Source organism: Bradyrhizobium sp. Ai1a-2 (assembly GCF_000426245.1).
Lineage (GTDB): Bacteria > Pseudomonadota > Alphaproteobacteria > Rhizobiales > Xanthobacteraceae > Bradyrhizobium.
The window spans coordinates 143821-166192 of the sequence record NZ_AUEZ01000008.1 but is presented as its reverse complement, the minus strand read 5'-3'; the positions used below and the strand labels follow the sequence as shown (position 1 = coordinate 166192).

The following is a 22372-nucleotide window of genomic DNA, read 5'->3' as shown; positions in this document are numbered from 1 at the left end:
ATTCGAAGTCCGGATCATCCGCCAGCGCTTCGAACATACCTAGCCAGACCCCCTTGGCGCTCCACCGGCTGAAACGTCGGAAGACGCTGTTCCATTCGCCGAACGCTTCGGGCAGATCACGCCACGGCGAACCGGTTCGCACGATCCATAACACGCCCTCGACAAACATCCGGTTGTCGCGGCCTGTCGAACCACGCTGGTCCGGCCGACCGATGATCAAGCCGGAGATACGGTCCCATTGCCTGTCGCTCAGAACGAGCCGATCCGTAACGCCCAAGGCTTCCTCCTAAAAGAAAGCCTTGAATCACGTTCCATCTGATTTGAGAATCCCAAGAGTCCACACAGCCTAGTTCGTCTCGCTCGCGGAGCGGCGTCCGGAGATGACGTCGCCGAACCGCTCCCAGCTTTCGCCCTTGAAGCGGATGAGCTGCAGGTCCTGGATCGGGCCGAAATCGTTGGCGCTTGTGTTCATCTTGATACCCGGCAGCAGCCCGTCAAGCTCGACGTCCTTCATCGACGCCGCCTGCTTCATGACGTTCTCGCGTGTCAGGTTGTCGCCGCAGGCTTTCAGGACGTGGACCAGCGATTGGGCGGCCGAATATCCCGTCAGCACCAGCACGTCGGCGCGATTGCCCCTCGGGTAGTACTTCGCGAGAAACGCGTCGAACCGCTGGATGCCGGGATCGTCCTTCCACTGGGCGTCGGTCGCATCCTTCAGATAGGTGGCGGATACGATGCCCTGGCCATTCTCCAGGCCGGCCGGCTTCATCACGCTCGCCACTGAAATCGAGACGCTGGTCATGACATGCATGGGCTTCCAGCCGATTTCCGCAATCTTCTTGATGGCCTGCGCTGCGAACTTCGGCGTTGCGAAGTTGACGATGACGTCGACATTGGCCGACTTCATCTTCACGATGTGCGAGTCGATCGTCGGCTCCGACGTCTCGTAGCTCTCCTCGGCGACGATCATGGAGCGAGCCTTGTCGCCCAGCCCATCCCTGAAGCCTTTCATGAAGTCGACGCCGGAGTCATCGTTCTGGTAGAAGACGCCGATCCTGGCGTCGGGCTTCTCTTGCAGAACGTATTTCGCGAAGATGCGGGCTTCGCTCTGGTAATTCGGCTGCCAGCCCGTGGTCCACGGGAAGTGCTTCGGGTCATTCCACTTGGTGGCGCCGCTGGAAACGAAGAGATGGGGCACCTTCTTCATGTTCATGTATTTGTGGATGGCGCTGTTGGTCGGCGTTCCCAGTGCGTGGAAGATCAGGAGCACCTCGTCGCTCTCGACCAGCTTGCGGGCCTGCTCGACCGTCTTCGGCGGTGAGTAGGCGTCGTCGTATGAGATGAAATTGATCTTGCGGCCGTTGATGCCGCCCTGCTCGTTGATCATCCTGAAGTACGCCGCCTCGGTCTCGCCGATGACGCCATAGGCGGACAGCGGCCCGCTATAAGGCATGATGTTGCCGATCTTGATCTCGGTATCGGTGGCGCCGACGTCGTATTTCTTCTGCGCCGAGGCCGTGCAGGTTGCGGCAAAAATAGCGACGGCCGCCAAGAACACCCGCCGGACAGTATGGCCGAATGACATTGGAACTCTCCCTAGCTTGTGCGGGCCGCTTTCTTTGCGCGGCCTCATTGGATCGGTCCGGCCGGACCGCCATGCTGGAGGGTTGACCGGTCCGAACCTGACGCAGTATCCTGCCATCAATGTACATTGAATGCAATGTACATCATAAGAACGATAAGGGAGAAGAAGATGCCGAAGGTGTTGTCGCCTGCGCAAATCGAGGGCTTCTGGAAGGATGGATATGTCGCTCCCGTCCGCGCGATATCGACCGAGCAAGCGGCTTCGATCCGGGCAAAGCTGGAAGCGTTCGAGCGAACCATCGGTGGTCCGCTCAGCGGCTCGCTGCGCGGGCGGAGCCATCTGCTGTTCACCTGGCTCAACGACCTGATCCGCGAGGAGCGGGTCGTCGACGCGATCGAGGATCTCTACGGCGAGAACATCCTGTGCTGGGCCAGCAGCTTCTTCATCAAGGAAGCGGAAGACCCGTCATTCGTCTCATGGCACCAGGATTCCACCTATTGGGGCCTGTCGAGCCCGGATGTCGTCACCGCATGGGTTGCGCTGTCGGAGAGCAACAAGGCGAACGGCGCCCTGGAAGTCGTGCCCGGCACACATCTGCAGGATCAGATTCCGCATCGCGATACATTCTCCAAGAACAACATGCTGACACGCGGACAGGAGGTCGCGGTGGAGGTCGATCCGAAATCGGCCGTCATGCTCGAACTGGAACCGGGCGAAATGTCGTTGCACCACGTACGCCTGATCCATGGCTCGGCGCCCAATCCCTCGAAGCGCCGCCGCATCGGCTTTGCGATCCGCTACATGCCGACATCGGTGCGCCAGCTTGAAGGGGACGACAGCGCCTCACTGGTGCGGGGCGTCGATACCTATCGGACTTTCGAGCATGAGCCGATTCCAAGCCGCGACATGGATCCGGTGGCCGTCGAGTTTCATCGCAAGCAGCACGAACGTTCGGTAAAGATCCTCTATAAGGGCGTAAAGGTGCCGGCATAGAGGCGGCGCTCAGGCAACGATCACTGAAGAACATGCACCCTCCGATGCAGCCCGGCTGGATCGATGCGCCGCATGGCCGGCTGAACCTGTCGCGTCTTGTGCTGGAGAGCGGCGAAGCGATCGAGGACTTCGAGCTCTCCTATGCCGTCCATGGCGACATCGATGATCGCTCGCTTCCGGTGGTCGTGGCCCTCTGCGCCATCGGAAGCAGCCACCATCGGCTTGATTTCCTGATCGGGGAGGGCCGGGCGCTCGATCCTGGCCGTTTCAGGATATTTGCGATCGATGCGATCGGCAACGGCCTGAGCAGTTCACCATCGCTGTTGCGCCGGCAGCCTCGGCTGAGCTTTCCCCGCTTCACCATCCGCGACATGGTGAACAGCCAGAAACTGCTGATGCAGCATCTCGGCATCGAAACCGTCGATCTCGTGATCGGCGCATCGATGGGGGGCATGCAGGCGCTGCAATGGGCGGTTTCCCATCCGGATATTGTGCGGCGCGTCGTGGCCATGACGCCGATGGCGAAGACGACTGCGTGGTCGGGCGCCATCAATCATGCCGCGCGGCTTGCCCTGCAAAGCCATGCGGCCGATCCGAACACATATCCGGACCAGCTTCCGAACCGCTGGGAAAGCTGGAGCGCGATCATGCAGCTTCTCGGTGCGCGGACGCCGCAGCATATCGACAGGCAGTTCAACGGTCCGGACGAGATCAGGCGCTGGTTGTCGGATCGTACACGGCTTTGGCTGGAGCAGGGGTTCGATCCCCTTGATTGGATCTATCAGTCCTGGGCGTATGACGGGCACGATGTCGGCGATACGCCCGGCTTTCAGGGCGATACGATCGCGGCGCTGCAATCGATCCGGGCACGGACGCTGATCGCGATCCCGCCGCTCGACCTCTACAATCCGGCGGAGGCCGGACGCTGGGCAGCGCAGCACATCGCCGATTGCGAATTGGTCGAGCTGTTGTCGGATGCCGGCCACCAGGTCGCGAGCGCAACGGATCCGGCCGCCGCTTCCGAGCTGAACCGCCGGATAGCTGCCTTCCTGCGATGAAGGTATATCTTCGCGATGGATTGTTCGCGGGCTAAGTTCCGTCGAATCGTGCAACCAGACGTTGGGAAAATGAAAGCGTCACCGCAAGCCGCCACTGCTGCCGAAGCGTTCGAGAAGACGTCGATGCAACGGGACGCGTTTCTGTTGCTCAAGGACATGATCGAACAGGGGCGGATCAGGCCCGGTGAGAAATTGCTCGAAGTGCAGGTCGCGAAGGCGTTCGGCATCAGCCGTTCGCCGGCCCGACATGCGCTGCGGGCGCTGTGCGAGGCGAAGATCGTCCGCCCATTGGAGGGGCGGGGCTATCAGGTCGCCGGCCGTCCGAAAGCCGAGCATGTCGGGCAGATCGCCTCGCTTGGCGAATTGCGGATCGCTCCGTTGCCGCAATGGGAACGGGTTTACAAGAAGGTCGAGCAGGAACTCTGGATTCGCGTGCTGTTCGGATCGCTCAGGATCACCGAGGCTGCACTGGCGGAATACTTCAATGTCAGCCGCACCGTCGCCCGTGACGTCCTGGCGCGCATGCACAGCGTGGGGATGGTCGGCAAGGACGGGCTCGGCCATTGGATTGCGCCGCACGTGTCGGCGGACAAGATCCGCGAACTGTTCGAGATGCGCGCGATCCTCGAGCCGGAGGCGCTGGTGCGCGCCGCGCCGCTAGCGCCCGCCGCGGAGATCGAGCGCATGCATGCGGAGCTGCGGCGCGCGATATCAAATGGTCCGGTCGAAATCGGACCGGTCGGACAGCTCGAAACTGATCTGCATATCAATCTGCTGGACCATTGTCCCAACCGCGAGATCGTCAAGGCGCTGCAGAGGACGCATATCCTGTTTGTGCCGAGCCTCTATCTGCTCGACTCCAGCCTGAGCGTTCCGCAGGGGACCATGCACGACGCCCTCGAAGAGCATCTCGCGATCATCGAGCAGCTTCGTCGGGACAATGTTCGCAAGGCCGCCAGTTCGCTGCGCGAGCACCTGGGCTCGGCGGCGACACGCTGGCTCGAGCGCTTCGAGATTTTCTCGAAGGCGGAGCGGTCGCCGCTGCCGCCCTATCTGTCTCCTTTCAAGGATACAGGGGCTACTCCGCCGCCCGTGCCCGCAGCCGCTGCGCATAGACGTTGATGACGAGCGCGGCGAGCAGGATCAGGCCGCGGATCAGGATCTTCAGGAAACTGTCGATATTGACGTGGTCGAGGCCGTTGTTGAGTACGCCCAGCACGAACAGTCCGACAATGGTGTTGCCGATGCCGCCGCGGCCACCGAACAGGCTGGTGCCGCCGACCACGACAGCGGCAATCGAATCGAGCAGGTAGGTATCGAACTCATTCTGCTGCGCGCTGCCGAAATGCGCCACGCCGAGCATGCCGGCGATGCCGGAGCAGACTGCGGAGATCACCATCACGCTGCCAAGGATCAGCTTGACGTTGAGCCCGGAATATTCCGCGGCTTCGCGATTGCCGCCGACCATGTAGACGTAGCGGCCGAAGCGGGTGTAGGTGAGCACCAGGTGGCCGGCGAGCAGCATCACCGCGGCGACGATCACGATCCACGGAATGCCGCCGATCGAGCCGGAACCGAGCGTCGTGACTAGGTCGGGCACCTTGTAGGCGATCTGGCCGCGCACCAGCAGCGCCGAGATGCCGGCCGCGATCTGCATCATCGCCAGCGTCATGATGAAGGAGGGGATGCCGATCACCGTGAGCCCCAGCGCGTTGACGAGGCCGAGCAGCGCGCAGAGCGCTAATGACAACAGGATCGCGGCCCAGCCCGGCAGCGGGACATTGGCGATGTTCACATACGACTCTTGCAGCGTGAAATAGGCAACGGCGATGCCGGTGACGTTGGCGATCGCTGCAATTGAGAGATCAATCTCCGCACACAGGATCACGAAGGTCAGGCCGACGGCGATGATGCCGGTGACGGAGACTTGCGTCAGGATGTTGCCGAGATTGTCGAGGGTGGCGAAGGAGGGGCTCGCGATCGCGAAGAATCCGCTCAGGCAGATCAGCGTCAGGAATGGCGCTATGTTGCGCATCTGCGAGCGCAGGATCGCGGCCGCGCTGCGCTGTCCACCGCGATGCACTGTTGCAGTCACCCCTTCACTGGTCGCCATGCCATTCTCCGTCAGGCCGCCTCGAGCAGCCGGTCCTTGCTGACCACCTCACCCGCAAATTCGCGTACCACCGCGCCACGCTTCATGACGATGATGCGGTCGGAAAGCGACAACACCGTCTCAGGTTCGGTCGAGAGCACGATGATGGCGAGCCCTTTGGCGCTCAGTTCGCGGACGATGTTGATGACATCGTTCTTGGCGCCGACATCCATGCCGCGGGTCGGCTCGCACAGCACCAGCACCCGTGGCGGATAGCTCAGCCATTTGGCGAGCGCGACCTTCTGCTGATTGCCGCCCGAGAGCATGCCGAGATCGAGCTCGACCGCCGCCGGGCGGATCTGCAATTGATCGACCTGGCGGACGGCAATCGACCGCTCACGCGACGGCTTCAGCAGAAGCGCGGATATCCGATCGAGCACGCTGATCGAGATGTTCTTGTAGACCGGCTCCTGGTGGAACAGCATCGCGCGTCGGCTCTCGGGGACGAAGGCTACCCCGGCGCGCCGGGCCGCGGCCGTGCTGGAGAAGGCTTTGGGGTCGCCGTCGATCACCACCGTGCCGCTGTCGGGCTTGATCTTGCCGAACAGGACTCGCGCCAGTTCCAACTGGCCGCATCCCATGAAGCCGTAGATGCCGAGCACTTCGCCAGCGCGCACCTCGAACGAGACGTCCTGAACACTGCGGGCGAGCGACAGCGCGTCCGCCTTCAGGACCACGGGGCGGTCACCGCGCGTCGGCAGCCTGATGTCGTGCGCATAGGTCTCTTCCAGCGCCTCGCGGCCCTTGCCGATCATCGCCTCGATCAGGGCGGCCTTGCTGGTTGCGGCGGCGTCCGTTTCGTGGACCTTCCGTCCGTTGCGGAACACGGTGACGGTGTCGGAGATGCGCAGGATGTCCTCGATGAAATGGGAGATGAAGACGATGCCGGTGCCCTCGTCGCGCAGCTGTCGCAAGGTTGCGAACAACCGCTCGACTTCGGGCGGGGAGAGCGCGGAGGTCGGCTCGTCCAGGATGATGATGCGGGCGCCGGAAAACAGCACGCGGGCGATCTCGATCAGCTGCTGCAGGCCGATCGGCAGATCGCCGAGCCGCGTCATCGGATCGACGTCGATGCCGAAGCGCGCAAGCTGCTCGCCCGCTTCGCGCGCCATTCGCCGCCACTGAACCAGGCCGAAGCGGTTGGTCGGCTGTGCCCCGAGAAAGACGTTTTCGGCGACGGAAAGATCGGGCGCGACGCTGAGTTCCTGATGCACCATGGCGACACCAGCCGCATGCGCATCGCGCGCCGAGCGGAAACGGGTCTCGCGCCCGTCGATTGCGAAGCGGCCGGAGAATTCCGGATGCACGCCGGCGATGATCTTCATCAGCGTGCTTTTCCCCGCGCCGTTCTCGCCGACGAGACCGTGGATCTCGCCGGCGTAGAGCGCGAAGTCGACCCCCCGAAGCGCTTCGACCCCGCCGAAAGCCTTCGTGATATCGTTCAACTCGAGGATGGGTGAGCGTCCCTGTGGCATGCGGGCGGCTCAGATCAGGAAATGATCCTCCATCCATTGCATGCCCGCGGCGTTGGCCTTGGTTACGACAGGGCCGTCGGTCACCACGCTCTTTGGAATGCCCTGTCCGCTCTTCTCGCCCGCGGTCACCGCGGCGACGCCGGCGATGATGGCGCCGCCGTGGATGCGGCAGGATGGATTGCGGACGGTTGCGAACATGCGGCCTTCGCTCACCGCCTGGATCGCCGGCGGCATGGCGTCGACCCCGCCGATCAGGATGTTGGTGCGGTTGCGCGCCTTCATGATGTTGTAGGCGGCGAGCGCCATGTCGTCATTGTGGAAGAACGCGGCGTCGATCTGCGGATATTTGGTGAGATAGGTCTCCCACAGACGCGCGGTCTTGGAGACATCCCAATCGGCCGGCTGGGTGTCGAGCACCTCGATGTTCGGATACTGCTTCACCACCGCATTGAAGCCCTTGGCGCGGCCCTGTGCCCCGGTGTGGCCGAGCGCGCCTTGCGTCATGATGATCTTGCCCTTGCCGCCCATCGCGTTGACGAGCGCCTGCGTCACCGAGGAGCCCATGAATTCGTTGTCGGGGGCGAGGAAGGAATGGACGTTGATCTGATCGAGCGGAGCGATCAGCGTATCCATGTCGATGACCGGAATGCCGGCGTCGATCATCTTCTGCACCGGCTGGGTCAGCGTGCCGATGCCGAACGCCTGGATGGCGACGAAGTCCCATTTCTGCGATGCCATGTTGTCGATCGCGGCGCGCTGCTTCACAGCATCGAGCTGGCCGTCGAACCAGGTGACGTCGACGTTGAAGAGCTTGCCCCAATATTCAGCCGCCTGTTTGCCTTGCGCGCACCAGGTGGCTTGCAGACCTGCGTTGGAGAACGCAGCCTTCAGCGGTTTTTCGGAACGTCCGACTTCGGCCGCGAGCGCGGGGCTCACGCCGATCCCGCCGAGCAGCGCGGCTGCTGCGCCGCCGGCGGCCGCTGTCTGAAGAAGATCGCGCCTGGTCCTTGAGGATGTGTCCTTCCCTGGCATCGCACGCTCCCTGATGTCTGTTCTTGGCGCCGTCGGCGTCTGTTGCGCGCGCCGCGGATCAGGGAAAGTCTGTCACAATCGGAGCGTTCATGCCAACGGTTCCGATTCCGCGGTTGCGCTAGCCGCCATCCCGCATGACGATATGCTCGATGTCGCGCAGCAATTTTTGCCACGCAGCATCGATCTCGAATGTCCACTCCGCGCCGAGAATTTCGTGGAGCGTGCCTGCAATGACGGTGAAGAATGCGACGAACAAATCTCGCGAGGTGCCATAAGCATCGTGCGAAGCGACCTCGCATTCGATCATGCGGAAGTTGCCGCGTCGCTCGCTGGCGAAATCGAGAATCGCTTCGATCGTCAGTGCGAGCATCGAGCCTTTGATGAGCGCGCTGCCTTCGGTGCGAAACATTGCAGCGGCTTCGGGATGCGCTTCGAACAACCGGCGATAGACCAGCGGCGTCAGATCATCACAGCGCGCTGCGGCAAGTTCGAAGCTGCGCTCGATCGGATTTGCCGATGACATGATCAGCGACCGCTATGGCCCAAAGAAAAAAGAGCAGGGCACCAAGCCCTGCTCGAGAAATTGTGTCGACCCTATTTCCCCAAAAATTCGGATTTGATCTTGCTTGATGGGGTGACGCTGCTTGTGCGCGCCGGGCTCCTCCCGAGACTTGGACCACCAGACCGTCCGCCCTGTGGCTGGCCTGAGCCCGAATTGGTAGACTATCTTTTTTGTTTTGTCATCAATTTCGGCAACGATTGTTCAAAATTCGAGCAATTTGCGAAATGATTGGGATTTCGCCGCTATCGGTTGTAGAGACGCGATCAGGACCCGCCGCGGGGTAAAGGGGTAGGGCGCGATGGATGCATTGATCCGAACGGATTATTCCTTGCGCGGGAACAAAAAGGCGGCGTTTCCGCTCTCGACTCCGGCCGGACGCAGTGATTAGTTCCGGCATCGGATGGGTTTTGCGATGCGCCGGCGGCTGAAGAATTTTCTGCCCGTTTTCCTGATTGCGCTGCTGGTGCAAATCTTTGCGCCGATCGCAGCCTGCTGGGCGGCCGGAATCGCCGCTTCCGATCCGCTGGCCGCCGCCGTCATCTGCCATGACAACACCGCCGGTTCCGGCGAAACGGACCAAAGCGGGCCGCACGTCCGAGACGGCTGCTGCTCGGTCTGCAATGTGCTGCAGGCCGGCGCTCCGGTGGATCCGCCCGAGATGATTGCCGGCATGATCGAGCGGTCGCCCGAACAGGTGGCATGGCTCGATTTCGTGTCCCGCCTGGAGGATGTGCGGGCACGCTTCCACGCGCAGGCGCGCGCCCCTCCGTCGATTTCCTGACAGCCGTTCGCTGCCGGTGCGCCTTGGCTGCGCCGGTTGACGTCTTCGATCAAGCCGGCCGCAGAGCCGGTGTCAGGAATTTCAATGTTACGCCTCGCTTTCCTGAGCGGTGCCGGCACACTGGTGCTTGGTGCCATGCTCGCCACCGATCCACCCCCGGCAACAGCCCAAACCGCTTTGCCGCCGGTCACCGTGGATGCGCCGCGCGAAGCCCGCGCCAAGCCGGCGAAACCGAAGCCCGCGGGACGCACGCTGGCGGCCCGGCCGCGGGTGACGCCGCCGAGGACCACCACGATCCCGACCGTCGTCATGCAGCGCGACGTCACGCCTTCGGTTCTGCGCGACGGGCTCAACCAGGCTCCCAGTGGCCAAACCCAGACCACCGTCGACCGCAGCCAGTTCGACAATCGGCCGGCGTTTTCGGTCGGAGACGTGCTGAGGGAGAGCCCCGGCATCTCGATCAAGCAGGGCAACGGGCCGCGCGACGTCGGCATTTCGATCCGAGGATCGAACGCCCGCAACGGCTTCGGGATTCGCAACCTCGTCATCTTCGAGGACGGTTTTCCGGTCACCCAGCCGGACGGACTGTCGCGCAGCGACCTGATCGATCCGCATGCCTATGGCGCCATCGATGTGATCCGCGGCCCGTCCTCGGCGCTCTATGGAAACTACGCGACCGGCGGTGCGCTGAATTTCCGGACGCGGCCGGGCCGCACGATCGACGGTGTCGAATACGGGGTCGACGGCGGCAGCTTCGGTTACCTGAACAACTATCTGGCCGCAGGCAAGAAGGTCGGCAATTTCGAGGGCTCGTTGTTCGCGAGCGATGTGCGGGGCGATGGTTATATCAGCAATAGCTGGTTCAACACCCAGACGGTGAATTTCCTCGGCACGTTGCAGGCCACGCCCGATGACCGCTTCACCGTCAAGTTCATCAACAATGACCTGAGCGCGCGGCTGCCGATCCGCCTGTCGCTGAACCAGTACAACCAGAACCCGTTCCAGAGCGGCTGCGTGACCGGCGCCACCGCGGCGCTCGGCTGCGCGACGGTGCCGCTGTTCAACAACGGCTTCAACGCAGCGGCGGGAATCGACAGGGAAACCGCGCTGCAGGCGGGGCTCGGTCGCAACGATCGTCGCACCATCGTCGGCGGCCGCTGGGAGCATGATTTCGACAACCAGACCACCTGGCGCAACCAGTTCGTGTTCGACGACCGCGACATCAACCAGCCCACCGGAGCGACCAGCGCGATCGGCGACTTCCCGTCCTACAACTACATGAGCGATATCACGCGCCGCGGCGAGATCCTCGGGATGGACTCGACCACCTATTTCGGCGGCTGGTACAACACGCTCGTCGCCTCCAGCGACACGCGTAATGTCATGCCGGGCGGCAACGCCACGCTCGGAGCGCTATCCAGCAATCTGTTTAGCGACACATCAAATTACGGCGTTCGCGCGCGCGAGGAACTCAAGCTCAACCCGTGGCTCACAGCGATTGCGGGCATCGGCTGGGAAACAACCAACCTCAAGGGACGGAACACGGCGTTCACCTATACGGGGCCGACGCCAGTCACGACGACGACGGTGACGACCGCCGATCGGCAGTTCCAGAACACCGCGCCGGAGCTTGCGCTTCTCTACAGGCTGAACAGCGAGTGGCAATTCCGCGGCAGGGTGGCTACCGGGTACGGGACGCCGCAGGTCAGCAACCTCTTCGTGCTTTCAAACGGCCAGAACGGCAACAATACGCAACTGCAAGCGCAGAAAAACCTTGGCTATGATCTGGGCTTCGACTGGACGCCGAACAGCGCGCTCAGGCTGAGCGCTACCGGCTTCTACGAGTTCTTCAAGGACGAGCTGGTGACGCAGGCCACGCCGGTCGGAGCGCCCAATACGAGCTATACATTCAATGCGCCGCGATCCGAGCATCGCGGCATGGAGCTTGCCACCGACTGGCGGTTCTCCCCGGGCTGGCGGCTGACAGCCGCCTACACCTATCTCGACGAGATCTATACCGAATACATCGAGAACATCACCAATGGTGCGGTGTTCGGCTTCAACCGTGCGGGCAACAAGATCCCCGGCATCTCGCCGAACGAATTGACTGCACGCGTTTCCTACGACCAGTTGTCCGGGCCGCTTCGCGGTCTCGGCGCTTTCGTGGAAGTTCAGTGGAAGGATTCCTTCTACATGGACAACGCCAACCTCCTGAAGGCGCCGGGCTATGAGTTGGTCAATCTCAATGTCCACTACGGCACCGAACTGGCCTCGGACTACTTCAAGGCGATCAACCTTTATTTCGAGGTCCGGAACGTCTTTGACCGGACGTATGTGGCTTCCGCCAACAACATTGCGGACACGGTGACGGCGGCGGGCATTCAAAACCCCGCGAGCGTGCTGGCGAACACCACCGGCTCGATCTATGCCGGAGCGCCAAGAACGTTTGTGGCCGGAATGAAACTCGCGTTCAAATGAGGTGCATTGTCATGAGGGACCTCAGATCTATTCTCGGTGCCGCCGCCATGGCGACCGTCTTCTCGCTTTGGCACTGCGGCGCATTCGCGCAGATGAACCATCAGCATGCGTCGGAAGCCGCGTGCGAGGAGACGGTCCTGCGCTGCGCGAGCAAGGTCACGCCGGCGTTCGGTCCCGACGGCACGCTTTGGCTGGCGTGGATGGCCGGCGGTCAGATATCCGTTGCAAGTTCGAAGGACGAAGGAAAGACCTTCTCTTCGCCGGTGCGGGTCACGCGCGAGGACCTGAATCTGGACTGGGGACCGGACGCGCGTCCGAAGATCGCCATCGATGGCAAGGGGCGGATGGCGCTGGCGTTCTCGATCTTCAGGGACAAGGCCTTCAACGGTCAGGTGCTCACGACGCAATCGACCGATGGCGGCAAGAGCTTTGCTCCGTTGCGCCCGATCACTGCTGATAACGAGAGCCAGCGCTTCGAGGCCATCGCGTTCGAACCTGACGGCACCGTGTTCGCGGCCTGGCTCGACAAGCGCAACCGCGTGCCGGCGCGGCAGAACGGCAAGCCCTACGATGGCGCGGGCCTGTTCTTCGCGACATCGAAGGATGGCGGCTCGACTTACTCCGACGCGCAGCTCGTGGCCGACAACACCTGCGAATGCTGTCGCCTCGGCCTGGCCCTCGATGGCAGCGGCCGCCCGGTCGTCGTGTTCAGAAACATCTTCGAGGGCGGCGTCCGCGATCATGCCGTCGTCACCTTCACGGATGCTGCATCGCCAGGGGAAATCCACCGCGTCAGCCGGGACGACTGGCAGATCGCGGCCTGCCCGCACCACGGACCGAGCCTATCTATCTCGCCGAACGGAACCTATCATGTCGCCTGGTACACGAACGGCAAGGCGCGTAAGGGGTTGTTCTATGCGCGCTCGAGCGATGGCGGAAAAACCTTCTCGGATCCACTGCCGATCGGCGAGCCTGGCCGAAGCCCGTCGCGGCCCCAGGTCATCGCCGGACCGAGTGGGCTTGTGATGGTCTGGAAGGAGTTCGACGGCGAGAAGACCGAGGTGAAGCTGATGACGTCACAGGATGATGGAGCGACCTGGTCGACACCGAGGGCCATCGCCAGCACGGCGGATAATTCCGACCATCCACTGCTCGTCTCGGACAGCCGGCGAGTCTATCTCTCCTGGATGACGAAAGCCGATGGATACCGCTTCCAACCAATCGAGGGTGAGCCATGAAACGCGAACTGCTTGCCGCAGTATTTCTGTTGGGGACGCTGTCCGTCGCAGCCGCCGCCGAGGATGCCGAGCTGAGGCCATTCGAACGCGGAAGCTGGCAGCAGATTCTGCGTTCACACGCCGGTCGTCCTACCCTGGTTCACTTCTGGGGCGTGACCTGTGGTCCGTGCAAGGTCGAGTTACCCCAACTCGGCAAGTTCATGAAGGACCATCCTGGAATCGATATAGTCACGATCAGCGCGGACCTGGTGCCCAATCTCCCCGAGGCGACGCAATCGATGCTGCAGAAAGCGGGGCTCGCTTCGGCCGAGAACTGGATGTTCAGCGATGGCTTTGCCGATCGGCTGCGGTTTGAAATCGATCCGGCATGGCAGGGCGACATTCCGCGCACGATGCTGGTCGCGCGCGACGGCGCAGTCACTACGGTCGAAGGATCGGCCGAGATGTCGGAGCTCGACAAATGGGCACAGGGACAGGCCGGGACGACGGGATCAAGATAACAAGTCAATCTGGAATACAGGGAAGAATAACATGAAGAAACTCTCCTCCATCATTACGTTCGCACCTTTGCTGATCGCCTTGTTTGCAGTCCCGGCGCAGGCCGAAGACATCAAGGCCGGCGATCTCGTCATCAGCCAGGCCTGGAGCCGGGCGACGCCAAGCGGCGCGAAGGTCGCTGGCGGCTATCTCACGATCGAGAACAAGGGCTCGTCGCCAGACCGGCTGGTCGGTGGCTCCGGCGACGTCGCCGGAAAGCTCGAGGTGCATGAGATGACGACAGAGAACGGCGTGATGAAAATGCGCTCACTGGAGCAGGGCCTCGTGATCGAGCCCGGCAAGACTGTCAAGCTCGCGCCCGGCGGTTATCATCTGATGATGTTCGACCTGAAGAATCCATTGAAGCAGGGCGACAAGGTGCCGGTCACGCTCGAATTCGAGAAGGCTGGCAAGGTGACGCTGTCGCTTGACGTGCAGGCCGTCGGAGCCCAGGCGCCGGGTGGCGATCATGGAGGTCACATGGAGATGAAGAAGTCGCCTGATCATTCCGGCGGCAAGATGTGAGGCCGGGCATGAGGAGGCTGCTTCCAGTCGTTGCGCTTGCGGCCTCCATCGCCGGGCCGGCGAGCGCGCATGTGACGCTGGAGAGCAAGCAGGCGGCAGTCGGCTCGTACTACAAGGCGGTCTTCGCCGTGCCGCACGGCTGTGCCGGCTCGGCGACGACGAAGATCCGGGTGCAGATCCCTGAAGGTGTACTGGCGGCGAAACCGATGCCGAAAGCCGGCTGGAACGTCGAGGTGATCAAGGGCAAATACGCCAGGGAGTACGACTATCAGGGCACCAAGGTCGCGGAGGGCGCGAAGGAAGTGGTGTGGAGCGGCGGGAAGCTGCTGGACCACAATTACGATGAGTTCGTCATCAGCACCTTCCTCACGGATACGTTGCAGCCAAACACCACGCTGTATTTTCCCCTGGTGCAGGAATGCGAGCAGGGCGTGAGCCGCTGGATCGACATTCCGGCCGGTGGCCCGGATGGCCAGGACCATGGCAGCAAGTCTCCGGCGCCCGGCGTCAAACTGATTGCAAAGCCTCAAGGCTAGGCGATGGGGCGCCTGCTCGCAGGCCTCGTTGCGTTATTGCTGGCTCTCTGCCTTGCGACCGCGGCGTTCGCTCACGCCTCTCTGATCGGGACCGAGCCCGGTGACGGCAGCGTGGTGGCGCAGCCGCCCAAGACGGCACAGTTGCGCTTCAGCGAACCTGTCGCGCCCGCCCTGGTGAAACTGATCGATGCCAACGGCAGGGTGCGCGGCCTGACCGTTGCCGCTGTCGATCAGTCACTCGTCATCACGCTGCCGGACGATTTGCCGCGCGGCACGCAGGTGGTGAGCTATCGCGTTGTCTCTCAGGACGGACATCCGATCGGCGGATCCCTGGTGTTTTCGATCGGCGCCGTCACCGGTGCAGCGACGCCTTCGAACGACAGCCTGGTCTCGCCACTGATCTGGCTGGCGCGGATCGGTGTCTACATCGGCTTGTTCGCAGGCGTCGGCGGCGTGTTCTTTGCCATCTGGATCGGGCGGGGGCCGGGCGGCGCAACGGCGATCCTTGCCGCGCTTTATATCGGGCTGGTGAGCGCAGCGGCATCGCTTGGCCTGCAAGGGCTGGATCTTCTTGGTTTGCCGTTGAGCGGCATTGTGACCGCCGCTCCATGGACGAGCGCGCTGTCGACGAGCCTTGGGCCGTCGCTCCTGATCGCGATCGCGGCGATGATGGTCGCGCGGTTCGCCTGGCGGGGGCTGCCGCCGACCGTCGCGCGCGTGCTCACGGGCCTCGCGATGGCGGGCGTCGGACTATCGCTGGCGACAAGCGGGCATGCCGCCACGGCGTCGCCGCAATGGTTGACGCGGCCGTCGCTGTTCCTGCACGGCGTCGGCGTGGCGTTCTGGGCCGGCGCGTTGATGCCGCTTGCGGCGATGGCGTGGCAGCGAAACGACGGGCTGCCGCACGCCTTGAAGGGCTTCTCGTCGGCGGCCGTGTGGGTCGTCGGAATGCTGGCGCTGGCAGGACTGGTGCTCGCCATCATCCAGCTCGAGAGCTTCAGGGCGCTGATCGAAACCAGGTACGGCATCATCCTTTCTGTGAAACTCATGCTCGTGGCCGGCCTGATGGCGTTGGCCGCGCTGAACAAATTCCGCCTGACGCCGGCCGTCGTCGGCGATCACGGGGATACGCGGCCGCTGCTGCGCTCGATCCTGGCCGAAGGCGCACTGGTCATCGGCATCCTGGCGGTCGTAGCCGGCTGGCGCTTCACGCCGCCGCCCCGTGCGCTCGCAGCCGCAATTGAGGCGCCGCTCGCGGTTCACATCCATAGCGATGCCGCGATGTTCCAGGTCCTGATCTCGCCCGGCCGCGCAGGAACGGACGATTTCGTGTTGCAACTGATGAAAGGCGATGCGAGCCCCCTTGCTGCAAAGGAGGCGACGCTGACGCTGAGCCTGCCCGAGCGCGGCATCGAGCCGATCGAGCGCAACGGTACGCTCGGACCTGACGGCTATTGGCACCTGCGCGACGTGCCGCTTCCGCTTCCCGGCCGCTGGCACATGCGGATCGACGCGCTGGTCAGCGATTTCCAGAAAGTGACGCTGGAGGATGATTTTGACGTCCGCTGATACGTTGTGAGGTAGGCACGCTCCGCTTTTCCCACCCTATAGGGCTCAAACAGCAAGCTGACGTGACAGGCCGGTAAGGTTTGCTTTGCCCATCCCCGGTGATCTCGTTACAAATCTGCGCAATGCCCGCAAATCGGCTTATTTGGCGGCTTTTTCGCAATTGTCGGCCTTGTGTTTTCGCATCCGATCCGGTTTCACTGCGTTCCTCTTGCTTCCTCAACTGATTCCTGAGTGCGCCCATGCGATTGTCGCGGTTTTTCCTGCCGATCCTGAAAGAAAACCCGAAAGAGGCGGAGATCGTCTCGCATCGCCTGATGCTGCGCGCCGGCATGATCCGGCAGGAGGCCGCGGGCATCTATGCTTGGCTGCCGCTCGGCTTCAAGGTGCTGCAGAAGATCGAGCAGATCGTGCGCGAGGAGCAGGACCGCGCCGGAGCGCTGGAACTCATGATGCCGACCCTGCAACTCGCCGACCTCTGGCGCGAGAGCGGCCGCTACGATGCCTATGGCCCGGAAATGCTGCGCATCACCGACCGCCACAAGCGCGAGCTGCTGTACGGGCCGACCAACGAGGAAATGATCACGGAAATCTTCCGTGCCTATGTGAAATCGTACAAAAGCCTGCCGCTCAATCTCTACCACATCCAGTGGAAGTTCCGCGACGAGCAGCGTCCGCGCTTCGGCGTGATGCGCGGCCGCGAATTCCTGATGAAGGATGCCTATTCCTTCGATCTCGACGAGGCCGGCGCGCGACGTGCCTACAACAAGATGTTCGTCGCTTACCTGCGCACGTTCGCGCGGATGGGACTGAAGGCGATCCCGATGCGCGCCGAGACCGGGCCGATCGGCGGCGACTTGAGCCACGAATTCATCGTGCTGGCGGAAACCGGCGAGTCCGGCGTCTTCTGCAACAGAGACGTGCTCGATTTGCCGATTCCGCCCGATGACGTCGACTACGACGGCGATCTTACTCCGATCATCAAGCAGTGGACCTCGCTCTATGCCGCGACCGAGGACGTCCATGACGCCGCGCGTTTCGAGCGCGAGGTGCCTGATGACAAGCGGGTGAACACCCGCGGCATCGAGGTCGGCCAGATCTTCTATTTCGGCACCAAATATTCCGATGCGATGAAGGCGCTGGTCGCAGGTCCCGATGGCGCGGAAGTGCCGATCCATGGCGGCTCCTATGGCGTCGGCGTCTCGCGGCTGGTCGGCGCCATCATCGAGGCCTGCCACGATGATGCCGGCATCAAATGGCCGGAAGCGGTTGCGCCGTTCAAGGCGGCGATCCTGAACCTGAAGCAGGGCGATGCCGCCGTCGATGCAGCCTGCGAAAAGCTCTACGCGGATCTGAAAGCCAAGGGCGTCGACGTGGTCTATGACGATACCGACCAGCGCGCCGGCGCGAAATTTGCTGCAGCCGACCTGATCGGCATCCCCTGGCAGATCCTGGTCGGACCGAAAGGGCTTGCCGAAGGCAAGGTCGAGATCAAGCGGCGCAGCGACGGCACGCGCGAAAACTTCGCGCTCGACGATGCGCTTGTGAGGATCGCGGGATAGCGTTTATCCACCGCACCGACGTGCGGTTGGCCAGTCCGGCCACATTTGGCCCGAATCATGGGATTATCGACACATGGATGAGGCCATGACCGACAAAGTCCGCACCCCGCCTTTTGCGCCCTTCGAATGGCTGCTGTCCGGACGTTACCTGCGGGCGCGTCGCAGGGAAGGTTTCATTTCCGTCATCGCCGGCTTTTCCTTTCTCGGCATCATGCTCGGCGTCGCCACGCTGATCGTGGTGATGGCTGTGATGAACGGCTTCCGCAAGGAATTGCTCGACAAGATCCTCGGCCTCAATGGCCACCTCCTGGTGCAGCCGCTGGAATCGCCATTGACCGACTGGAAGGATGTCGCCGAGCGCATCAGCCAGGTGCAGGGCGTCCGGCTTGCGGCGCCGGTGGTGGACGGCCAGGCGCTGGCGTCCTCCGCCTTCAATGCCTCCGGCGTGCTCGTGCGTGGCATGCGGGCGGAAGACCTGAACAACCTGTTCTCGATCGCGCGGAACATCAAGCAGGGCAGTCTCGAGAATTTCGACGAAGGGCAGGGGGTCGCGATCGGCCGCCGCCTTGCCGATCAATTGTCGCTGCATGCCGGTGACAGCATCACTCTGGTGGCTCCGCGTGGTGCGGTGACGCCGATGGGAACGACGCCGCGCATCAAGCCTTACAAGATCGCGGCGGTGTTCGAGATCGGCATGTCCGAATATGACTCGGGTTTCGTGTTCATGCCGCTTGCGGAATCGCAGGCCTATTTCAACCGCAACAATGACGTCACCGCGATCGAGATATTCACCACCAATCCCGATCGCATCGACACGTTCCGCAAGACCGTGACGGAAGCCGCGGGACGGCCCGTGTTTCTGGTCGACTGGCGCCAGCGCAACTCGACCTTCTTCAACGCGCTCCAGGTCGAGCGCAACGTGATGTTCCTGATCCTGACCATGATCGTGCTGGTCGCGGCGCTCAACATCGTGTCCGGCCTGATCATGCTGGTGAAGGACAAGGGGCAGGACATCGCGATCCTGCGCACGATGGGGGCCTCGCAAGGATCGATCATGCGCATCTTCCTGATCACGGGCGCCTCGATCGGCGTCGTCGGCACCATCGTCGGCTTTCTCGTGGGCATGCTGATCTGCGTGAACATCGAATCGATCCGGCAGTTCCTGTCCTGGCTCACCAACACCGAATTGTTCGACCCGACGCTCTATTTCCTGTCGAAGCTGCCGGCCGAGATCGATTTCGGCGAAACCACGGCCGTCGTCATCATGGCGCTGACGCTGTCGTTTTTGGCGACTCTTTATCCGTCGTGGCGAGCCGCGCGGCTCGATCCCGTCGACGCGCTGCGGTACGAGTGAGGGCTGAGATGGCGGAGGGGGCGCAAGATGTGCCGGTCATCTATCTCCACGAAATCAAGCGCCAGTACCGGCAGGGCGAGGCGACGCTGACGATTCTGGACGGCGCCAAGCTCGCGCTGTGGCCGGGACAATCGGTTGCGCTGGTGGCCCCGTCCGGCTCGGGCAAATCGACGCTCCTGCACATCGCAGGCCTGCTCGAGACGCCCGACGACGGCGAGGTCTATGTCGGGGGCACGGCGACCTCGCAAATGTCGGATATCGACCGCACCCAGATCCGCCGCACCGATATCGGTTTCGTCTATCAGTCGCACCGGCTGTTGCCGGAATTCTCCGCGCTGGAGAACGTGATGCTGCCGCAGATGATCCGTGGCCTCAAACGTTCTGAGACTGTGAAACGCTCGACCGAGATCCTGTCCTATCTCGGCCTCAGCGACCGCATCAAGCATCGGCCGGCCGAACTCTCCGGCGGTGAGCAGCAGCGGGTCGCGATTGCGCGCGCGGTCGCGAACGCGCCACGGGCGCTATTGGCCGACGAGCCGACCGGCAACCTCGATCCGCAGACTGCTGACCATGTCTTCAACGCGCTGATGCAATTGGTGAAGGCAACGCGGGTCGCGATGCTGATCGCAACCCACAACATGGACTTGGCCGCCCGGATGGACCGCCGCGTGTCGCTGGCGAACGGGCAGGTGGTCGAGCTTGATTAATTCTCAGTAGATCTGGCGATATCGTCTGTGACGCCGCGGTGACGGGTCGGCATAAGCGTTGGCCGCGTAAGGGTAGAAGTTGGCGGCGTAAGGATTAACCACACACTGAGCCGCCCGGCCGGATGCAGACATCGCGCATTGGGGCAGCGAGGTGTAGCCGCAATCGTAATAAGTGACGGGGCCGTAGACGTGCAGACAGACCGGATAATTCGGATCGTAAGTCTGCGCTCGGGCGGATGATCCCGCCGCGACCGTGGCAAGCGCTATGATCGCCAACATCGGAATGCGCATCAGTTCCTCCCGCGTTCGGACGACTGTTCGGTCCTCCAATCGCTAACCCCGCCCTCAACAGAGTATTCGCGCGCGTGACCGTCAAGTCACGTTCCTGCGCCGATCACTTCGTCTCGCGCAGCATAGGGCGTGTTCCGACTCAATCGTTGAAAGGCTCGAAGAAGGGGATCGAGGGCTGAGGCGGAGGGGGCCGGCGCGAAGCCCGCGGACCATTGCCATTGCCGGCATAGAAGGGATTGGGAATGCACCACAGGAAGCGTCCGGACGCCGTGGCCTGGCACTGCTCATAGCTGGTGAAGGTGCAGTTGCTGAGCCCGGGCTGTTCATTTCCCTGAATGCAGAAAGGATAGCGCGTACCGACCGCTGCGGCCGGCGCGGTTCCAAGGATGCCGATCGCGGCGGCCGCGGACAAAACCAGGATCACGTTACGCATCTCTTCTCCTTGATCGCAGCTCGTCGCTGGTCACACGATCCAAGACCTACAACCGAGGGGACGTCAAACAAATATGCAACACGAGGAGTGTGGCGAACACCGAAGTGTGAATTATTTGTGGCGCGGGAACGGTGGGATCTTCGGGGCTAAGTATAAGTAATACAACATTAACTCACGTTTTCGTCATAGTCGTTTCGCCTCGGCTGTTGCAGCCAAGTTACAGCAATTTTGAGGAACCCTGTTTACTGAGGCGCCCGACGACCTTGGGGTCATCACATCTGGAACGGGAAATAAAAATGAAGAAGGTTTTGCTTGTTACGGCGAGCTTGGTCGCCCTGGGCGCCGCTGCGCCGGCGGTCGCTGCGGATCTCGCTGCGCGTCCATACACCAAGGCTCCGCCGATGGTCGCCACCATCTATGACTGGAGCGGCTTCTACATCGGCGTCAACGGCGGCTGGGGCTCGAGCCACAACACCTGGACCAACACGTCGGTCTTCGGTTTCGGCGTCGGTGAAGGTTCCCACGACGCGACCGGCGGCACGGTCGGTGGTCAGCTCGGCTATCGCTGGCAGGCCGGCAACTGGGTGTTCGGCGTTGAAGGCCAAGGCAACTGGGCAGACTTCAGCGGCTCGAACGTCAGCCTCATTGCACCTGCTGTCAGCAACCGCTCCAAGATCGACGCCTTCGGCCTGATCACCGGCCAGGTCGGCTACGCCTGGAACACCGTGCTGGTCTACGTGAAGGGCGGTGCTGCGGTCACCGACAGCAAGTACGAGGGCCAGATCCTCGGCGTGACCCTTGATAGCGTCGAAAAGACCCGTTGGGGTGGCACCGTCGGCGCTGGCGTCGAATTCGCCTTCGCTCCCGGCTGGTCGGCTGGCGTCGAATACAACCATCTGTTCCTCGACACCGAGAGCCACACCTTCACCAGCCCGATTCTCGGCGTGACGCGTATCGACGACATCAAGCAGGACGCCGACCTCGTCACCGTTCGCCTGAACTACAAGTTCGGCTTCGGCGGCCTTCCGCTCGTCGCGAAGTACTGATCTTCGCGAGAACTAACGCGGCACAATCAGCCCCGGGCAGTTTGCCCGGGGCTTTTTGTTGGTCGGCCCCGGTCATTGTCCCCGATCGGCGCGAAATTGCCGCGATCGCGGCCCATCGTCAGCGCCATGCTGAAATCCGACGTGCAATGTCCGAGATGCGAAGCCGGCTATCGGCGTATCCAGGTCGATTCGCTTCCCGGCCAGCCGGGGGAATTCCGCTGCCTGGTCTGCAACGAAATCCTCGAGCGCTACACCGGGACGCCCTACGTCGCTCACAGGCTGACGGTCCAGCCTGAAAAAGTATTCGGATGACCTCGCCGGCTGCGGCCGCGCATTAACCACTCCCTTCATTCGACTTCGATTCTCCGAGCGGGCCCGGCGCTCGGCCTTGACTCATGAACAAATGAGGAACAGTGTTCCTTGTATGTTCTCATATCAAGGAGACAGGCGATGTTGAAGAT

General features: G+C 62.5%; 23 protein-coding genes. 15 read left to right on the top strand and 8 right to left on the bottom strand.

What is annotated here, in order from left to right:
• A partial coding sequence (locus K288_RS0108775) for an IS5 family transposase (protein WP_027579199.1) occupies positions 1–277 on the bottom strand: 277 nt, incomplete at its 3' end.
• Between the two features lie 69 nt (positions 278–346).
• Complete coding sequence (locus K288_RS0108770; RefSeq protein WP_027579198.1) at positions 347–1585, bottom strand: ABC transporter substrate-binding protein; 1239 nt, start codon at positions 1583–1585, stop codon at positions 347–349.
• A 168-nt stretch (positions 1586–1753) separates the two neighbouring features.
• Between K288_RS0108770 and K288_RS0108765 the strand changes: the two genes are divergently transcribed.
• The 3 genes from K288_RS0108765 to K288_RS45070 all read left to right on the top strand — a co-directional run bounded on the left by K288_RS0108765 (position 1754) and on the right by K288_RS45070 (position 4758).
• Entirely contained in the window at positions 1754–2578 is an 825-nt protein-coding gene (locus K288_RS0108765; protein WP_027579197.1) for a phytanoyl-CoA dioxygenase family protein, read from the top strand.
• Positions 2579–2610: 32 nt separating this feature from the next.
• On the top strand, positions 2611–3636 hold the full coding sequence (locus K288_RS0108760) for an alpha/beta fold hydrolase (protein ID WP_027579196.1): 1026 nt from the start codon (positions 2611–2613) through the stop codon (positions 3634–3636).
• 69 nt (positions 3637–3705) lie between these two features.
• Positions 3706–4758: a GntR family transcriptional regulator gene (locus tag K288_RS45070; protein ID WP_051334436.1), complete on the top strand. Its 1053-nt coding sequence runs from the start codon at positions 3706–3708 to the stop codon at positions 4756–4758.
• On the opposite strand, the gene K288_RS0108750 is transcribed toward K288_RS45070, so the two are convergent.
• The 4 genes from K288_RS0108750 to K288_RS0108735 all read right to left on the bottom strand — a co-directional run bounded on the left by K288_RS0108750 (position 4715) and on the right by K288_RS0108735 (position 8821).
• On the bottom strand, positions 4715–5749 hold the full coding sequence (locus K288_RS0108750) for an ABC transporter permease (RefSeq protein ID WP_027579195.1): 1035 nt from the start codon (positions 5747–5749) through the stop codon (positions 4715–4717). The genes K288_RS45070 and K288_RS0108750 overlap by 44 nt on opposite strands.
• 11 nt (positions 5750–5760) lie before the next feature.
• The gene (locus tag K288_RS0108745; protein ID WP_027579194.1) at positions 5761–7263 is read right to left on the bottom strand and encodes a sugar ABC transporter ATP-binding protein; all 1503 of its coding nucleotides are present in this window, start codon (positions 7261–7263) and stop codon (positions 5761–5763) included.
• Between the two features lie 9 nt (positions 7264–7272).
• Positions 7273–8295, bottom strand: a complete 1023-nt coding sequence (locus K288_RS0108740) for a sugar ABC transporter substrate-binding protein (RefSeq protein ID WP_027579193.1) — start codon at positions 8293–8295, stop codon at positions 7273–7275.
• Between the two features lie 118 nt (positions 8296–8413).
• Positions 8414–8821, bottom strand: a complete 408-nt coding sequence (locus tag K288_RS0108735) for a globin (protein ID WP_027579192.1) — start codon at positions 8819–8821, stop codon at positions 8414–8416.
• Between the two features lie 448 nt (positions 8822–9269).
• Between K288_RS0108735 and K288_RS0108730 the strand changes: the two genes are divergently transcribed.
• The 10 genes from K288_RS0108730 to K288_RS0108685 all read left to right on the top strand — a co-directional run bounded on the left by K288_RS0108730 (position 9270) and on the right by K288_RS0108685 (position 20141).
• The gene (locus K288_RS0108730; RefSeq protein ID WP_027579191.1) at positions 9270–9638 is read left to right on the top strand and encodes a DUF2946 domain-containing protein; all 369 of its coding nucleotides are present in this window, start codon (positions 9270–9272) and stop codon (positions 9636–9638) included.
• 135 nt (positions 9639–9773) lie between these two features.
• Positions 9774–12116, top strand: a complete 2343-nt coding sequence (locus K288_RS0108725; protein WP_244443108.1) for a TonB-dependent receptor — start codon at positions 9774–9776, stop codon at positions 12114–12116.
• 47 nt (positions 12117–12163) lie between these two features.
• Positions 12164–13354 carry a sialidase family protein gene (locus tag K288_RS0108720; protein ID WP_152535443.1) on the top strand — a complete coding sequence of 397 codons (1191 nt, stop codon included), beginning with the start codon at positions 12164–12166 and terminating at the stop codon, positions 13352–13354.
• The gene (locus K288_RS0108715; protein ID WP_027579188.1) at positions 13351–13854 is read left to right on the top strand and encodes a TlpA disulfide reductase family protein; all 504 of its coding nucleotides are present in this window, start codon (positions 13351–13353) and stop codon (positions 13852–13854) included. The genes K288_RS0108720 and K288_RS0108715 overlap by 4 nt, the downstream gene beginning before the upstream one ends.
• Before the next feature lie 31 nt (positions 13855–13885).
• The gene (locus K288_RS0108710; protein ID WP_027579187.1) at positions 13886–14416 is read left to right on the top strand and encodes a copper chaperone PCu(A)C; all 531 of its coding nucleotides are present in this window, start codon (positions 13886–13888) and stop codon (positions 14414–14416) included.
• 8 nt (positions 14417–14424) lie between these two features.
• Positions 14425–14952 carry a DUF1775 domain-containing protein gene (locus tag K288_RS0108705; RefSeq protein WP_027579186.1) on the top strand — a complete coding sequence of 176 codons (528 nt, stop codon included), beginning with the start codon at positions 14425–14427 and terminating at the stop codon, positions 14950–14952.
• Between the two features lie 3 nt (positions 14953–14955).
• The gene (locus tag K288_RS0108700) at positions 14956–16521 is read left to right on the top strand and encodes a copper resistance protein CopC (protein ID WP_027579185.1); all 1566 of its coding nucleotides are present in this window, start codon (positions 14956–14958) and stop codon (positions 16519–16521) included.
• 239 nt (positions 16522–16760) lie between these two features.
• Complete coding sequence (proS, locus tag K288_RS0108695; RefSeq protein WP_027579184.1) at positions 16761–18080, top strand: proline--tRNA ligase; 1320 nt, start codon at positions 16761–16763, stop codon at positions 18078–18080.
• 73 nt (positions 18081–18153) lie between these two features.
• A complete protein-coding gene (locus tag K288_RS0108690) occupies positions 18154–19434 on the top strand; it encodes a lipoprotein-releasing ABC transporter permease subunit (RefSeq protein ID WP_027579183.1) in 1281 nt (426 codons plus the stop codon).
• 8 nt (positions 19435–19442) lie between these two features.
• Complete coding sequence (locus K288_RS0108685) at positions 19443–20141, top strand: ABC transporter ATP-binding protein (protein ID WP_027579182.1); 699 nt, start codon at positions 19443–19445, stop codon at positions 20139–20141.
• A gap of 3 nt (positions 20142–20144) precedes the next feature.
• On the opposite strand, the gene K288_RS50425 is transcribed toward K288_RS0108685, so the two are convergent.
• Positions 20145–20432, bottom strand: a complete 288-nt coding sequence (locus tag K288_RS50425) for a DUF3551 domain-containing protein (protein ID WP_084799523.1) — start codon at positions 20430–20432, stop codon at positions 20145–20147.
• 139 nt (positions 20433–20571) lie between these two features.
• Positions 20572–20865, bottom strand: a complete 294-nt coding sequence (locus K288_RS45065) for a DUF3551 domain-containing protein (protein WP_051334435.1) — start codon at positions 20863–20865, stop codon at positions 20572–20574.
• Between the two features lie 296 nt (positions 20866–21161).
• Between K288_RS45065 and K288_RS0108675 the strand changes: the two genes are divergently transcribed.
• Entirely contained in the window at positions 21162–21911 is a 750-nt protein-coding gene (locus K288_RS0108675; protein WP_027579181.1) for an outer membrane beta-barrel protein, read from the top strand.
• A 126-nt stretch (positions 21912–22037) separates the two neighbouring features.
• Positions 22038–22223, top strand: coding sequence for a hypothetical protein (locus tag K288_RS0108670; protein ID WP_027579180.1), 186 nt, complete (start codon positions 22038–22040; stop codon positions 22221–22223).
• Positions 22224–22372: the final 149 nt, after the last annotated feature.

Coding starts and splice junctions, on each gene's coding strand:
- K288_RS0108705 (WP_027579186.1), top strand. CDS start 14,425: ATGAGGAGGCTGCTTCCAGTCGTTGCGCTTGCGGCCTCCATCGCCGGG.
- K288_RS0108765 (WP_027579197.1), top strand. CDS start 1,754: ATGCCGAAGGTGTTGTCGCCTGCGCAAATCGAGGGCTTCTGGAAGGAT.
- K288_RS0108730 (WP_027579191.1), top strand. CDS start 9,270: ATGCGCCGGCGGCTGAAGAATTTTCTGCCCGTTTTCCTGATTGCGCTG.
- K288_RS0108700 (WP_027579185.1), top strand. CDS start 14,956: ATGGGGCGCCTGCTCGCAGGCCTCGTTGCGTTATTGCTGGCTCTCTGC.
- K288_RS0108750 (WP_027579195.1), bottom strand. CDS start 5,749: ATGGCGACCAGTGAAGGGGTGACTGCAACAGTGCATCGCGGTGGACAG.
- K288_RS0108715 (WP_027579188.1), top strand. CDS start 13,351: ATGAAACGCGAACTGCTTGCCGCAGTATTTCTGTTGGGGACGCTGTCC.
- K288_RS45070 (WP_051334436.1), top strand. CDS start 3,706: ATGAAAGCGTCACCGCAAGCCGCCACTGCTGCCGAAGCGTTCGAGAAG.
- K288_RS0108670 (WP_027579180.1), top strand. CDS start 22,038: ATGCTGAAATCCGACGTGCAATGTCCGAGATGCGAAGCCGGCTATCGG.
- K288_RS0108770 (WP_027579198.1), bottom strand. CDS start 1,585: ATGTCATTCGGCCATACTGTCCGGCGGGTGTTCTTGGCGGCCGTCGCT.
- K288_RS0108685 (WP_027579182.1), top strand. CDS start 19,443: ATGGCGGAGGGGGCGCAAGATGTGCCGGTCATCTATCTCCACGAAATC.
- K288_RS0108745 (WP_027579194.1), bottom strand. CDS start 7,263: ATGCCACAGGGACGCTCACCCATCCTCGAGTTGAACGATATCACGAAG.
- K288_RS0108740 (WP_027579193.1), bottom strand. CDS start 8,295: ATGCCAGGGAAGGACACATCCTCAAGGACCAGGCGCGATCTTCTTCAG.
- K288_RS50425 (WP_084799523.1), bottom strand. CDS start 20,432: ATGCGCATTCCGATGTTGGCGATCATAGCGCTTGCCACGGTCGCGGCG.
- proS (WP_027579184.1), top strand. CDS start 16,761: ATGCGATTGTCGCGGTTTTTCCTGCCGATCCTGAAAGAAAACCCGAAA.
- K288_RS0108720 (WP_152535443.1), top strand. CDS start 12,164: ATGGCGACCGTCTTCTCGCTTTGGCACTGCGGCGCATTCGCGCAGATG.
- K288_RS0108690 (WP_027579183.1), top strand. CDS start 18,154: ATGGATGAGGCCATGACCGACAAAGTCCGCACCCCGCCTTTTGCGCCC.
- K288_RS0108760 (WP_027579196.1), top strand. CDS start 2,611: ATGCACCCTCCGATGCAGCCCGGCTGGATCGATGCGCCGCATGGCCGG.
- K288_RS45065 (WP_051334435.1), bottom strand. CDS start 20,865: ATGCGTAACGTGATCCTGGTTTTGTCCGCGGCCGCCGCGATCGGCATC.
- K288_RS0108710 (WP_027579187.1), top strand. CDS start 13,886: ATGAAGAAACTCTCCTCCATCATTACGTTCGCACCTTTGCTGATCGCC.
- K288_RS0108675 (WP_027579181.1), top strand. CDS start 21,162: ATGAAGAAGGTTTTGCTTGTTACGGCGAGCTTGGTCGCCCTGGGCGCC.
- K288_RS0108725 (WP_244443108.1), top strand. CDS start 9,774: ATGCTCGCCACCGATCCACCCCCGGCAACAGCCCAAACCGCTTTGCCG.